This window comes from Chondrinema litorale (genome assembly GCF_026250525.1).
In the GTDB taxonomy this organism is placed as follows: domain Bacteria; phylum Bacteroidota; class Bacteroidia; order Cytophagales; family Flammeovirgaceae; genus Chondrinema; species Chondrinema litorale.
On record NZ_CP111043.1, the window covers coordinates 339,988 to 354,156 of the forward strand.

Consider the following 14,169-nt stretch of genomic DNA (forward strand, 5'->3'; position numbering starts at 1 on the left):
AAAAGTAATAAGGAAATTTAAAAGTAATGATATATAAATACTTTCTAAATATTTTAATCAACCTTTTTTTTAAGTAAAAGGTGTTATCTATAACTCATTTCTCTTTTCAGGTCTTTTTCTTTAATATCCTGTCGTTTATCGTAGATTTTTTTACCTTTTGCTAATGCAATTTGCACTTTAGCAAAACCTCTATCATTAATAAATAAGTGATAAGGAATAATAGTGACACCAGTATCTTTGCTACCAGCCTCTAGTTTTCTCAACTCTCTTTTGTTGAGTAATAACTTTCTATCTGCTTTCGCTTCGTGGTTATAAAAACTTCCCATTTCATAAGGAGAAATATGTAAATTTCTAATCCAAAGCTCATCACCGATAAATAAACAAAAAGAATCTACCAAACTTACCTTACCTGTTCTGATTCCTTTAATCTCTGAACCTTTAAGTACAATACCAGCAGTGTATTTGTCTATCAAATGATATTCAAATTTTGCTTTCTTATTTCTTACGCTTACGTCTTTTTTTACTTCTAATTTCTTTGCCATCTATAATACACTTATGCATTCTCTATAAAACCTTCTTTTAATACAGGCACATTAGAAAATTGATTTTTATCTAGACAAAAATGAATGTCTTTTTTAAATTTTAATCCGTCTAATCTTTTTGTATGACTTGCTTGCAGAAGATAACCATAAAGATCATTTTTAGCAAGTTGATACAATGAGTTTGCTGCTAATGCAGAGTCATCGTTGCTTTCGTAGTTGTCTTTTAACTCCGAGCATAGTGCCCCAGCAAAAAGCGTATCTTCCATACTAAACCTGCCTTTCCAACCGGCACAAACTATTAATAAATCTTTTTCAGGTTGAGATAAATACTCAGTTACTGCTTTTAAGTTTAAAAAAGCACCAATTACAATCTGATCTGCCTTTTGTGATAATGAAATAGCTCGAGTTCCATTGGTTGTTGTCATTACTATACGCTCACCAATATATTGCTCTTCTATAAAATCAAAAGGAGAATTACCCAACTCAAAACCTTCTATCTTATTGCCATTTCGCTCACCTGCTCTAAAATAACCTTGCTCGTGAAAAGGCACACTTTCTTCTATTTCCGCTACTGTTTTTATCTGTTTTACTCCCTTTGCCAAGCCTGAAACCATGCATGAAGTTGCTCTAAAAATATCAGTAACCACTACTGTTTTTCCCTCTGGCTGATATAAGTGTATCAGCTCAGGAGAAAGACAAACTTCTATATTATACATATAAGTTTAATGATTTATAAATTCGGAAAAGATGCTAGTACAACCCGAATTAATATGATTTTTATTTTGTCTTAAAATACCGTTTCGGATAATCAAAAAACACCTGCTCTCCAGCTTTTGGCTGAACCTCTTCCCACGTGTCGCAATAAAATCTGATACAAGATATACCAGTAGTAGGTATATTGTAAATCCTAAAATCTGTGAGATAATTTGAAAGTGATGTTAACTCAGGATTATGCCCAACCAACATTAAAGAGTCTATATCTTTTTTTTGATCACGAATGATTTTAAGTAAATCTTCTGTGAAAGCATCATATATTTTTTTCTTCCATTTAATATCATCTGGATCATAACCGATTTTTTTAGCAATGATTTTAGCTGTTGACTTTGCTCTTTTTGCAGGCGAAGAAATTACAAGATCAGGTATAATCTTTTGCTCTTTCAACTTGTCTCCCATAAAGGGAGCATCCCTCTGCCCTCTTTTATTTAAAGGTCTTTCAAAATCATCCAAACTATCATCTTTCCAACTCGATTTAGCATGCCTGACCAAATAAAGTGTTTTCATAAATTTTAAATTCTTCTATAAAATTTTTGTAAAACTAAATAAGTGATCTAATTCAACAAATTGAAAATAGTTTATAAATAATATTCTTTATAAACTATTTTCATTTGCCAGACTCAAAGTCTAATTATTTTTTCCAAACAATATCATATAGATCTTTTCTTCTGTCTTTCATTATCCTTACACTACCATGCTCATGCAACTCTTTTAATAATTCCAGATCAAGATCACCGATTACTGTCATTTCAGTATTTGGAGTAGCTTCAGACTTAATCGCATTTGTTGGAAATGAAAAATCTGATGGTGTAAAAATAGCCGATTGTGCAAACTGGATATCCATGTTGTTTACTTTAGGCAAATTACCTACACAACCTGCAATGGCTACGTAGCATTCATTTTCTACGGCTCTTGCTTGTGCACAACGCCTTACTCTGTTATATCCATTTTGAGTATCTGTTAAGAAAGGCACAAAAAGTATTTGCATACCTTGCTCAGCATATAATCTAGAAAGCTCAGGAAATTCCACATCATAGCAAATAAGAATACCAATTTTACCACAATCGGTATCGAATACTTTTAGTTTATCTCCACCAACCATACCCCATGCATTTGCTTCTGATGGTGTAATATGAATTTTCCTGTAATCTTCTGATGTTCCATCTCTTCTGCACAGATAAGAAATATTCAACAGATTGTTATCCTCATCGATATAAGGCATACTACCAGTTATAATATTAACATTATAAGACACCGCAAACTCTTGAAATTTGGCTCTTAAAGCTTCAGTGAATTTGGCTAATTCTCTAATTGCTTTAGCCTCGCCTAAATGGTTAAACTCTGCCATTAGAGGTGCCTCAAAAAACTCTGGAAACAGTATGAAATCAGATTTATAATCACTTACTGCATCTACGAAAAACTCTACTTGCTCTATAAGCGCCTCAAAGCTTCCAAATAAACGCATTTGCCATTGCACCAACCCTATTCTTACATAAGCCTTTTTTTGCGCTACTAATGCTTCCTCTTTTTCTTGGTAATAGATATTGTTCCACTCAAGCAATGTGGCAAACTCAAGCGAATCTTTATCTCCAATCAGATATTTTTTAAGAATTTTCTTTACGTGAAATTCATTCGAAAGCTGAAAAGTAAGCGTAGGATCATAAATCTCCTTCATTTTTACTTTTTGAATATATTTTCGAGGGGTTAACTGGTCTGCATATTTAATATAATTTGGAATACGCCCACCAGCCATAATCGACCTAAGATTAAGACTTTCACATAACTCTTTTCGAGCATCATATAACCTTCTGCCTAATCTCAAGCCACGGGTATCAGGGTGCACAAATACATCTATTCCATACAAAACATCACCATTGGGATCGTGAGTACTAAAATTATAATCACCTGTAATTTGCTTATAAGTATGGTTGTCACCATATTTTTTATAGTCCACTATAATTGATAAAGCACTGGCTTTTACCTTGCCATTTACCAAAACACAAAGCTGACCTTCTGGAAATATATCTATTAACTTCTTTATCTTTTCTTCTTTCCAGTAAGAAGTATTAGGGTCCATGCCGATATATGCTTGCAAACTGGCTTCTTTTAATTCGAGGTAATCTTCATATCTTAAGTTTCTAAGCTCAACTTTTATATCGTCTGTTGTATTCATATATAAATTTTTGAATAGTAATGTGGGTTTTCTTATATAAAACAAGTCATCTCACTAAAAATGTTTTGAATCTCAAGTATTACCTCAATTAATTCACTGCAATATTAGTAATGTATAAAAGAATTATTTCACACTAAACTTAAATATTGTTTGCTGTTTATATTCTTCTCCTGCCTTAATTAAAGTGCTTGGAAATTGGCTGTTATTTGGCGAATCTGGATAATGTTGCGTTTCTAAACAAAATGCACCTCTTTTAATATAAGTTATCCCTTTTTTTCCCGCAGGTTCTGGATCAAGAAAGTTTGCTGTATAAAGTTGCACACCAGGATGAGTACCATAAATTTCCATTATTCTACCCGTTTGTGGCTCGACTACTTTTGCAATAAACCCAGATTCTGAAACTGGTTTGTCTACAACAAAATTATGATCGTATCCATTGCCAATGCGTAATTGTTCATGCTCGGCTGCGATGTCTTTTCCAATGAGTTTAGGCTCAGTAAAATCAAATGGAGTTCCAACTACTTCTGCAAGTTCTCCAGTCGGAATCACATTTTCATTTACCGGAGTAAATGCTTTCGCATTTAATTGAAGCTCGTGCTCTAGAATATCTCCATTACCAGCTCCTTTTAAGTTAAAATAAGCATGGTTAGTTAGGTTTACATGGGTATCTTTATCTGTCTTTGCATAATAATCAATTTGCAAATCGCCATCATCAGTTAATGTATAAGAAACCTTTACCGATAAATTTCCCGGATAGTTTTCTTCACCATCTTCACTAAAGTATGAAAAAATTACAGTTGCACTATGCTCTTCTTTAATCATATCGCCATCCCAGCATTTTTTACCAAAGCCAACATTTCCTCCATGTAAATGATTCTTACCATTATTACAAGCTAATTGGTATTCTGTACCATCAACTGTAAGCTTTCCAAAGCCAATTCTATTGGCATATCTACCCACAGAAGCTCCCGAGAAATATTTATGAGCTTCGTAATCTGCAAGATTATCAAAACCTAATACTACATCATTAAACTTTCCGGTTTTATCTGGTATTAACAACCTCTGAATACTCGCTCCGTAGTTGATTAATGAAACTTCTACACCATTTCTTGCTTTTAACTTATATAAATCAACTTGTTTGTTGTCTTTAGATAGGCCAAAACGTTCTTTTTGAATAATCATAAATTTAAAAACTTTACTAATCTTAACTGATTATTAATTATATATTTAGACGATGGAAAATAAACGCATATTAAGAAATATCACAATTAAAAATGATTTATTAAATTATACAGCAAAAAATAAATATTGAAAATGAAAAACTTTCCTTGGTTTGAAAACTACCCAAAAGAGGTAGCACAAAGCATAGATCTAGACAGGTACCAAACTGTTATGGATATTATAGACGAGTGCTTAGTTAAATATGGTGATAAGACAGCTTACATTAGTATGGGAGCAAATATGTCGTTTAGTAAACTAGACCAACTCTCTAAGAATTTTGCTGCATATTTACAAAGCATTGGATTACAAAAAGGTGACCGCATTGCCATTATGATGCCCAACTTATTGCAATATCCGATAGCTTTATTTGGTGCTATTCGTGCAGGTTTAATAGTAGTAAATACTAACCCTTTATACACAGTGAGGGAAATGACTCACCAGTTCAACGATTCAAGTGTTGATGCACTAATTGTACTGGCAAACTTTGCTAAAAATGTTGAGCAAGCACTACCCAAAACTAAAATTAAACATCTAATTATTACGCAAATTGGTGATCAGTTAGGAGGAATAAAATCATTATTAGTAAACTTCGTAGTGAAGTATGTAAAAAAGATGGTTCCTTCTTACCATTTACCACAGGCAGTGGACTTTAATTATACACTAAGTTTAGGTGCCAAAGCTAATTATAAAAAACCTCAGGTAAATAAATCAGACATACAGTTTCTACAATATACAGGAGGTACAACTGGCGTTTCTAAAGGTGCTTCTTTAACAAATGGCAACATCATAGCTAATATCTTACAGATATCTGAATGGATGAAGCCAAAATTGAAAGAGAATACAGAAACCATGGTAACTGCTTTGCCGCTTTACCACATTTTTGCGCTTACTGTAAACTGCCTTTCTATGCTCATGATTGGTGCAACCAATGTACTCATCGTCAATCCTAGAGATATGAAAAGTTTTATTAAAGACTTGCAGAAATATCCATTTACGGTAATGACTGGTGTAAACACCCTATTTAATGGTTTACTAAATCAACCTGACTTTAAAGCACTCGATTTCTCTAAACTAAAATTGACTGTAGGTGGTGGTATGGCTGTACAGCGTGCAGTAGCTGATAAATGGAAACAAGTAACAGGTGTTTCTCTTGCAGAAGGTTATGGGTTGAGTGAAACCTCTCCTGTACTTACTTGTAATCCTGTTGACGGCACAGAAAGAAACGGTACCATTGGAGTTCCTTTACCAGAAACAGAAGTAGTAGTAATGGATGAAAATGGCAATATTCTAGAAAAAGGGCAACCAGGAGAAATATGTGCTAAAGGTCCTCAAGTAATGAAAGGATACTGGAACCGTGACGAAGAAACTGCAAAAGTATTTTTTGGTGAATGGTTTAGAACAGGAGATATTGGTGTAGAAGACGAAGGAGGATTCTTTAAAATTGTAGATCGTAAGAAAGATATGATTTTGGTTTCTGGCTTTAACGTTTACCCTAATGAAGTAGAAGACGAAATTGCCAAAATGGATGGTGTATTAGAAGTAGCTGCCATCGGCATTCCTGATGATAAATCTCACGAAGCAGTTAAAGTATTTATCGTAAGAAAAGATGATTCTCTAACTGTTGAAAAAGTACGCCAATATTGCAAAACTTGTCTTACTGGATATAAAGTTCCTAAACATGTAGAATTTATGGATGAATTGCCAAAAACAAATGTGGGTAAAATCCTTAGACGATCATTAAAAGAAATGGAAGATAAAAAGAGAAAAGAGACAGAAACAGCAAGTTAATCTTCTAAAAAAATCACTTACATCTAAGAGCTTCAAATAGAAGCTCTTTTTTTATTTCTCAACAATCCAAAATATCAGTATTACAAATTCAATATCATTCTCTTAACTTTGCATCTTAAATCAAAAAGGATAACTATTTTGAAAACCAAAAGTCTTAAAAAGGATAAAGTGAATATCGTTACACTAGGTTGCTCTAAAAACCTAGTTGACTCTGAAGTAATGCTTACCCAGTTAAAAGGAAATGGACTGGAGGTAGAACATGAGAATAAAAAAGACGATGCCAATATTGTAATCATAAATACCTGTGGCTTTATAGATAATGCAAAGCAGGAATCAATAGATACTATTCTTCGCTATGTAGATGCAAAACAAGAAGGATTAGTAGAAAAAGTTTATGTTACAGGTTGCCTTTCTCAAAGATATAAAGACTCATTAGAAGAAGAAATTCCTGAAGTAGATGCATGGTTTGGCACTATGGAATTACCACTACTTCTAAGAAAGTTTAAAGCCGATTACAAGCATGAATTAGTAGGTGAAAGAATTACTACCACTGCTAATCATTTCGCTTATATGAAAATTTCAGAAGGTTGCGATAGACCTTGTTCCTTCTGTGCAATTCCTTTAATGAGAGGAAAACACGTTTCAAAACCGATAGAAGAGCTTGTAAAAGAAGCTAAGAGTTTAGCAAGAAATGGGGTAAAAGAATTACTATTAATTGCACAAGACTCTACTTATTACGGCCTTGATATATACAAGAAAAGAAATTTAGCCGAATTGCTAGAAAGACTCTCTGATGTAGAAGGAATTGAGTGGATAAGATTGCATTATGCTTTTCCAGCAGGTTTTCCAGAAGATGTATTGAAAGTGATGGCTGAGAGAGAAAACATCTGCAATTATATTGATATGCCACTTCAGTCTGGTTCTACAAAAATGCTTCAATTAATGCGTAGAGGTATTACCAGAGAAAAAACAGAAGTGCTTATTGATAAAATCAGACAAAGTGTTCCGGGTATTGCTATTAGAACTACACTTATTTCTGGTCATCCGGGAGAAACTCTAAAAGAGCACGAAGAAACAATGGAGTTTGTGCAAAAAATGAAATTCGACAGATTAGGTGTATTTCCTTATTCGCACGAAGATAATACACATGCATTTGGCATGGAAGACAAACTAAGTGACGAAGAAAAAGAAGCCAGAGCACAGGAAATAATGCAAATACAAGAAGATATTTCTTTAGCACACAATAAAGCTAAAATTGGCAGTACACTAAAAGTATTGTTCGACAGAAAAGAAGGTGGTTACTTTGTAGGTAGAACAGAGTTTGATTCACCAGAGGTAGATAATGAAGTTTTACTACCAGCAAGTGATTTTATAAGGGTTGGAGATTTTGCGCAAGTAAAAATTACAGATGCTACTGAATTCGACTTATTCGGAAAAATAGTATAAAAAAAGCACCAGATGGTGCTTTTAAGTTTTATGCGTGAGAAACAGGGGTGTTTGCTAATTTGGCTAGAAACTTTCCAAATTTGCTTTTCTTCTTCTTTTTCTTGCGCTTTTTTCTTCCTGAGAATAAGCCTAACTCTTTTACTACACTGAAAATTACCCCAGCCCTTGTATCTTTTAATTCTTTTTCTACAACAGAAAGAGCTACATTTGTTACAATCTCTCCTACTGTCTCGCCATTATTAAAGGCTTCCATTGGAATTCCATTTTTCTTAAATGCATCTTCTAAACCTGCTTGTTTAAGAAAAGCTCCTTCTATTATGCCTTTCTCCTTAAATATTTTTGCAGTATTTACATATTTAACTAGTGTATCATATTGTTCCTGTGAAATACTCAATTGCAATCTAATTTTGGCTGCTTGCTCCAATTCTTCTTGCTCTGCTTCAGCATCTGCATAAACCATCAGAATTATGTCAGTCATTAAATGAAACCTTAGATCACTATTATGCAATAAACTCAAGTAACTACTAAAAGTAATTTTCTCTGGCTCATATACCGCAGAAATTACAATTGCTTTACCAGCAGTATCAATTGCGGCATCATTACAAATGGTTTCTATTAATTGTTTTTCACCTTCTTCTACTTCACCATCTGCCATTGCCAAACTTGCTAGTGTAACAAGGTAAGCTACCCTTTCTTTTTTTTCGAAATTGGTTAAGAAATTCTTACTCATAAGGTTTAGATTAATTAGTGATAATTTTCCAGAATAAAATCACGTAAAAATCCTATGCCATAAAAAAAACTTATAAGTAAGGTTTAATCGATTAGTTTAGATTGAAAGTGTGTAAAACTGTAATATTCAAAAAATCAATTTCAATATTCTTAGACATTCCTTATAACAACTTGTACAGAGCACTATAGACACCCCAGCCTTATCAAGTAATATATCACTAATAGATAGTATTAATAATTATATATTTTTAGCGAATGTGATTAATTCTTCTGCCATATGATCCCAAGTAAATTTCTTCTTAAAATGCTTTATATTTTCAATAAACTGGTTTTCCTGAGCTTCTTCAAAGTATTTATTTACAGCTAATGATAACATATTTTCATCAGGTTCATCTATAACTATGCCTGTATCGTAGGGCTCAATTGTATCTTTGAGATTACCTTTATCAGTAACTAAAACTGGTAAGTCAAAATGAAAAGCTACTGCCACTACTCCACTCTGTGTCGCACTTTTGTAAGGCAATACACATAGGTCTGATGCCGAAAAAAAACTAGCTACTTCATCATCTGGAATATATCTTCTAAAAACAAAAATCCGGTCTCTATTCGGAGAGTTATTTATCAATTCTTCGTACTTACTAAAATCTTCGTAAGACTCTCCCGCAATTACCAATTGATAAGCATCTGACAATTTATTAAATGCTTTAAGGAGCACATCTAAACCCTTATATTCTCTAATTAAACCAAAAAATAATAGTGTTTTTTTACCTGTTGGGAGGTTTAATGATTTTAATGCATCTACTTTGGGAATCTTTCCACCAAAATGGTTGTATATAGGATGTGGATGCAACATAAGTTTTGCATCAGGTATATATTCTTTCAACTCATTTTTTACGGCATTACCCATTACCACATGTGCCTGTTGTTGTTTTAAGAAGTACTGGTTCATTAAGTAATCTCCCAACTTTCTTTCATGTGGTGTAATATTGTTAATTACAGAAATTGTCTTTGCAGATTTTTTCACCAGACGCGCAACAGTTCCCTGAGCTGGGGCTAAAAAAGACATCCAATAAGCGCTAATTAAAATATCAGGTTTGTAAGCTCTAATTGCTGCAGCAGTTTTTAAATAACTTAAAGGATTAATGCTATTTAATATTCTCTCAGATGGAATATTATCAGCAATATCACTTTCTGATACATACTGCGAAGTACCCGGAAATAGAATCTGGGGATACTGTAGAGAAAAATTGAATGCTTTTATTTCAGCTTTTTTTTCCAGAGCTCTGAATAAAGATGCATTAAACTGGGCAATTCCGCCACGATAAGGATAAAAAACTGATTGATAAGCTATTTTCATGAAAAAATATGAAGTAATGCCTTATAAATAATTGATTTGCAATTGCATTAGTTTATTATAATTAATATTTTTGCAAACCTTTTTAAAATCTGGTATTTATCAAAATTAATGTTTCATTAAATCTTGTACATTTTGGTGCATTTGTACAAGTGTAATTAGCACCATTTGCAAAATATATGGCAGAACAAAACGAAAATCAAGCACAAGCACAAGGTTTCAACTGGGACGATCTGGAATCAGGTGGATTTGGTGAGAACTACAGCCAGTCAGAAAAAGATAAAATGCTGGCAATGTACGATGGTACTTTAAATGAAATTACTGAGAAAGAAGTAATTGAAGGTACTGTTGTAAGTATCACAGACAGAGATGTGGTATTAAACATTGGCTTTAAGTCTGACGGTTTAGTTTCTAGAAATGAATTCAGAGATCTTGAAGGTCTTAAAGTTGGAGACGTTGTAGAAGTGTACGTTGAAGATCAGGAAGATGCTAACGGTCAACTGATTCTTTCAAGAAGAAAAGCCAAAATTGTTAAAGCATGGGAAAAAATTACCGGTGCTTTTGAAAATGACGAAGTAATTGAAGGTATCGTTAAAAGAAGAACTAAAGGTGGACTTATCGTTGATATCTTTGGTATCGAGTCGTTCTTACCTGGTTCTCAAATAGATGTAAAACCAATCAGAGATTTCGACATCTTTGTAGGTAAAAAAATGGAATTAAAAGTTGTGAAAATCAACTACGCAAACGACAACGTAGTAGTTTCTCACAAAGTTCTTATCGAGAAAGACCTCGAAAAGCAAAAAGCAGAAATTCTCAACAACCTAGAGAGAGGTCAAGTACTAGAGGGTGTTATCAAAAACATGACAAACTTTGGTGTATTTATCGACCTTGGTGGTGTAGATGGTCTATTGCACATTACAGATATCTCTTGGGGAAGAATCTCTCACCCAGAAGAGCTGCTTGATCTTGACCAAACAGTTAAAGTTGTTGTTCTTGACTTTGATGATGACAAGAAGAGAATTTCACTGGGTATGAAGCAATTAACTCCACACCCTTGGGATTCATTGGATGAAGGTATTGATATTGGAACTAAAGTTCATGGTAAAATCGTAAACGTTGCAGATTACGGTGCATTCCTAGAAATCGTTCCAGGTGTAGAAGGATTAATCCACGTATCTGAAATGTCTTGGTCTCAACACTTGAGAAATCCTCAAGATTTCTTAAAAGTTGGAGATGAGCTTGATGCTCAAGTTCTTACTATCGATAGAGAAGAAAGAAAAATGTCTCTAGGTATTAAACAACTTACTGAAGATCCTTGGAAACGTTCTGATCTTATGATCAAATACGCTGTAGGAACTAAGCATACAGGTGTTGTTAGAAACCTTACTAACTTTGGTTTATTTATCGAGCTTGAAGAAGGTATTGATGGTCTAGTTCACGTTTCTGATCTTTCTTGGACTAAGAAAATCAAGCACCCATCTGAGTTTGTAAAAGTTTCAGACGAGCTTGAAGTAGTTGTTCTTGAGTTAGATATCGAACAAAAACGTCTTGCTTTAGGTCACAAACAACTTGAAGAAAACCCTTGGAATGCATTTGAAGAAATATTCACTCCTGATTCACTTCACAAGTGTACTATTATTTCTAAAAATGATAAAGGTGCTGTTCTTGAGTTACCTTACGGTATTGAAGGATTCTGCTTATCTAAAAACTTGAAGAAAGAAGACGGTTCTACTGCTGACGTTGGAGAAACTCATGAATTCAAAGTAATGGAATTCTCTAAAGAAGACAAGAAGATCACGCTTTCTCACCTTCATACTTATAAAGAAGAGAAGAAACCTAAAAAATCTGAAGGTTCTAAATCTTCTAAACCGAATAGTAAAGACAACGACTCAAAAGCTACTCTAGGTGATCTAGATGCTCTTGCTCAGTTGAAACAAGATATGGAAAATAAAGACTAATTAAATTCCATACTTATAATATATAAGGGCCATGCAATTGCATGGCCTTTTTTATTTTACTTTTTTAATCTATCTCTTTAACAACTTTACAAGGATTACCCGCAGCAAACACATTAGCTGGAATATCTCTGGTTACAACACTCCCAGCACCTATAGTTGAATTATCACCAATTGTTACACCCGGACAAATAATACACCCCCCTCCTAGCCATACATTATTACCAATCTTAATTTCTGCACCTAACTCTCTACCAGAGTTTCTTTTTACAGGATCAAGCGGATGAGTTGCGGTATATATTTGTACTTTAGGCGCTGCCATTAAATTATCACCAATGGTAACTTTACAAACATCTAGTATTACACAATCAAAATTAAAAAAGCAGTTTTTACCTAGATAGATATTATATCCATAATCACAGTAAAATGGAGGCTGTATATTTACATTATCACCATTTTGCCCCATTAATTCTGTTAAAATCTGTTTCCTTTCTTCTAAATCGTGTTCAGTTGTAGCATTATATTGTTGAAATAGTAAACGAGCAGTTTTCCTTTCTGCAACCAATTCAGCATCTTCAGGATCATACATCTCTCCTGCAAGCATAATTTCTTTTTCAGTTTTCATAAAAGTGTTTGTCTAATAATCATTTTGTACATTGCTATTTTGTATTGCCCTAAACTACTTAATAAATTTAGGCATCATACAAAACATGTAAATGAAACACTATAAACTATTCGCTGTTTACTTTTTTTCCGTTTTACCCCTCTTCTCTTGTGAAAAAGAGGAACCAAAACAGGAACAAACTCAATCTTTAAATGTCGATATATCTAAAGATCATCCATTCTATTTTTCAGTAAATGATAAACCAACTCTATTACTTGGTGGTAGTAATGATGATAATATTTTCCAGAATCATCCACTAGAGCCACAATTAGACACGCTCATAAAATTTGGAGGTAATTACATCCGATGTACTTTAAGTAGCAGAGATTTCGCCAATCAATGGCCATATAAGCAAAGAGGCGATGCACTTTACGATCTTAATGAATTTAGCGAAGAGTATTGGTCTCGATTAGAAAAATTCTTAAAGCTATCGGCAAAAAAAGGATTAGTTGTACAGCTAGAAGTATGGGATAATATGGATTTTTACACTGTTTCTAAATGCTGGTCTAAACACCCATTTAATCCGGCTTATAATATAAATTATACTGCTAAAGAAGCTAATCTACAAGAAGACATCGATTATCTCCCTACAGAAAAAATTCAACCATTTTTTACAACTGTTCCACAACTTGATAACAATACCATTATACTTCCTTATCAACAAAAGTTTGTAGATAAACTGTTAAGCCATTCATTTAAATATAACAATATACTCTATAGCATAGATAATGAGTCGCTAAACGATATAGAATGGACTACTTACTGGGCAAAATACATCAAAGAAGCTGCTGCTAAAATCGATAAAAAAATATTAGTTACAGATATGCTTTACGAGAACAAGGTTTTCGAAAAAGCTAAAGCAATGGTTGTAAATACATCCAATACGCTAAATGAAAATCCAAGAGCTATTGAGCTTAGTAATTATCCAGAATCTATTGACTTTATCGATTTATCTGCTCAAAGTATTTTAATTGGAGAAGATCATTATACTGAAGCTATAAATACCTTTAATTATTTGAAAGTGAATAACCACCCAATGCCAATTTCGGCAGTGAAAACTTATGGTGGAGAACAAAGCGACTGGACAGGAACAATTGAAGATGGGCCAGAAAGATTTTGGAGAAGTATTTTTGCTGGCTATGCTGCTGCACGTTTCCACAGACCTCCTTCTGGCTTAGGTATTAACCGCTTAGCTCAGGTAAATATTAAAAGTTTAAGAATGCTGAGCGATTCAGTAGATTTTTTCAATATGTCGCCTGCTAATAACTTACTCGATGAAAGGCAACCAAACGAGACATATTGCTTGGCTAACAAATCTTTAGATGAGTTTATTCTTTACTATCCGGGATGTGGTGAGGTTGATTTAAAACTAGGCGATTTTAAAGGTGTAGCTTCCATCAAATGGATTAACATTTTGAATAGTAGCTGGGATGAATCTTACACTGAAAAGGCATCTGAAAAACTATGGTTAAAAAGTCCATGCGAAGGTAAATGGGCAGTTTGGGTAAAGTTGATTAAGTAAT

Annotated in this window: 12 protein-coding genes; 4 read left to right on the forward strand and 8 right to left on the reverse strand. The window is 33.6% G+C overall.

The window, feature by feature from the left end:
- Window positions 1–83: 83 nt before the first annotated feature.
- The 5 genes from smpB to OQ292_RS01495 form a co-directional block, all read right to left on the reverse strand.
- Window positions 84–542 (reverse strand): SsrA-binding protein SmpB, encoded by a 459-nt coding sequence (smpB, locus tag OQ292_RS01475; protein ID WP_284684276.1) that lies wholly within the window; start codon window positions 540–542, stop codon window positions 84–86.
- 11 nt (window positions 543–553) lie between these two features.
- Window positions 554–1,258, reverse strand: a complete 705-nt coding sequence (locus OQ292_RS01480) for a 2-phosphosulfolactate phosphatase (RefSeq protein WP_284684277.1) — start codon at window positions 1,256–1,258, stop codon at window positions 554–556.
- Between the two features lie 61 nt (window positions 1,259–1,319).
- Window positions 1,320–1,823, reverse strand: coding sequence for a SixA phosphatase family protein (locus tag OQ292_RS01485; protein ID WP_284684278.1), 504 nt, complete (start codon window positions 1,821–1,823; stop codon window positions 1,320–1,322).
- 124 nt (window positions 1,824–1,947) lie between these two features.
- Window positions 1,948–3,489 (reverse strand): carbon-nitrogen hydrolase family protein, encoded by a 1,542-nt coding sequence (locus tag OQ292_RS01490; RefSeq protein WP_284684279.1) that lies wholly within the window; start codon window positions 3,487–3,489, stop codon window positions 1,948–1,950.
- A gap of 123 nt (window positions 3,490–3,612) precedes the next feature.
- Window positions 3,613–4,671 carry an aldose epimerase family protein gene (locus OQ292_RS01495; RefSeq protein WP_284684280.1) on the reverse strand — a complete coding sequence of 353 codons (1,059 nt, stop codon included), beginning with the start codon at window positions 4,669–4,671 and terminating at the stop codon, window positions 3,613–3,615.
- A gap of 132 nt (window positions 4,672–4,803) precedes the next feature.
- Here OQ292_RS01495 and OQ292_RS01500 point away from each other — a divergent pair, with 132 nt between their 5' ends.
- Together OQ292_RS01500 and rimO are read left to right on the forward strand one after the other, a co-directional pair.
- Complete coding sequence (locus tag OQ292_RS01500; protein ID WP_284684281.1) at window positions 4,804–6,498, forward strand: AMP-binding protein; 1,695 nt, start codon at window positions 4,804–4,806, stop codon at window positions 6,496–6,498.
- A gap of 138 nt (window positions 6,499–6,636) precedes the next feature.
- Window positions 6,637–7,944: a 30S ribosomal protein S12 methylthiotransferase RimO gene (gene rimO, locus OQ292_RS01505; RefSeq protein WP_284684282.1), complete on the forward strand. Its 1,308-nt coding sequence runs from the start codon at window positions 6,637–6,639 to the stop codon at window positions 7,942–7,944.
- A 28-nt stretch (window positions 7,945–7,972) separates the two neighbouring features.
- On the opposite strand, the gene OQ292_RS01510 is transcribed toward rimO, so the two are convergent.
- Together OQ292_RS01510 and OQ292_RS01515 are read right to left on the reverse strand one after the other, a co-directional pair.
- On the reverse strand, window positions 7,973–8,674 hold the full coding sequence (locus tag OQ292_RS01510; RefSeq protein ID WP_284684283.1) for a TerB family tellurite resistance protein: 702 nt from the start codon (window positions 8,672–8,674) through the stop codon (window positions 7,973–7,975).
- A gap of 237 nt (window positions 8,675–8,911) precedes the next feature.
- Window positions 8,912–10,030, reverse strand: a complete 1,119-nt coding sequence (locus OQ292_RS01515) for a glycosyltransferase (protein WP_284684284.1) — start codon at window positions 10,028–10,030, stop codon at window positions 8,912–8,914.
- A gap of 176 nt (window positions 10,031–10,206) precedes the next feature.
- Here OQ292_RS01515 and rpsA point away from each other — a divergent pair, with 176 nt between their 5' ends.
- Entirely contained in the window at window positions 10,207–11,985 is a 1,779-nt protein-coding gene (gene rpsA, locus OQ292_RS01520) for a 30S ribosomal protein S1 (protein WP_284684285.1), read from the forward strand.
- Window positions 11,986–12,049: 64 nt separating this feature from the next.
- Here rpsA and OQ292_RS01525 read toward each other — a convergent pair whose 3' ends face one another.
- Window positions 12,050–12,607 (reverse strand): sugar O-acetyltransferase, encoded by a 558-nt coding sequence (locus OQ292_RS01525; protein WP_284684286.1) that lies wholly within the window; start codon window positions 12,605–12,607, stop codon window positions 12,050–12,052.
- A gap of 91 nt (window positions 12,608–12,698) precedes the next feature.
- Here OQ292_RS01525 and OQ292_RS01530 point away from each other — a divergent pair, with 91 nt between their 5' ends.
- A complete protein-coding gene (locus OQ292_RS01530; protein ID WP_284684287.1) occupies window positions 12,699–14,168 on the forward strand; it encodes a DUF6298 domain-containing protein in 1,470 nt (489 codons plus the stop codon).
- Window position 14,169: the final 1 nt, after the last annotated feature.

Coding starts and splice junctions, on each gene's coding strand:
- smpB (WP_284684276.1), bottom strand. CDS start 542: ATGGCAAAGAAATTAGAAGTAAAAAAAGACGTAAGCGTAAGAAATAAG.
- OQ292_RS01480 (WP_284684277.1), bottom strand. CDS start 1,258: ATGTATAATATAGAAGTTTGTCTTTCTCCTGAGCTGATACACTTATAT.
- OQ292_RS01485 (WP_284684278.1), bottom strand. CDS start 1,823: ATGAAAACACTTTATTTGGTCAGGCATGCTAAATCGAGTTGGAAAGAT.
- OQ292_RS01490 (WP_284684279.1), bottom strand. CDS start 3,489: ATGAATACAACAGACGATATAAAAGTTGAGCTTAGAAACTTAAGATAT.
- OQ292_RS01495 (WP_284684280.1), bottom strand. CDS start 4,671: ATGATTATTCAAAAAGAACGTTTTGGCCTATCTAAAGACAACAAACAA.
- OQ292_RS01500 (WP_284684281.1), top strand. CDS start 4,804: ATGAAAAACTTTCCTTGGTTTGAAAACTACCCAAAAGAGGTAGCACAA.
- OQ292_RS01510 (WP_284684283.1), bottom strand. CDS start 8,674: ATGAGTAAGAATTTCTTAACCAATTTCGAAAAAAAAGAAAGGGTAGCT.
- OQ292_RS01515 (WP_284684284.1), bottom strand. CDS start 10,030: ATGAAAATAGCTTATCAATCAGTTTTTTATCCTTATCGTGGCGGAATT.
- rpsA (WP_284684285.1), top strand. CDS start 10,207: ATGGCAGAACAAAACGAAAATCAAGCACAAGCACAAGGTTTCAACTGG.
- OQ292_RS01525 (WP_284684286.1), bottom strand. CDS start 12,607: ATGAAAACTGAAAAAGAAATTATGCTTGCAGGAGAGATGTATGATCCT.
- OQ292_RS01530 (WP_284684287.1), top strand. CDS start 12,699: ATGAAACACTATAAACTATTCGCTGTTTACTTTTTTTCCGTTTTACCC.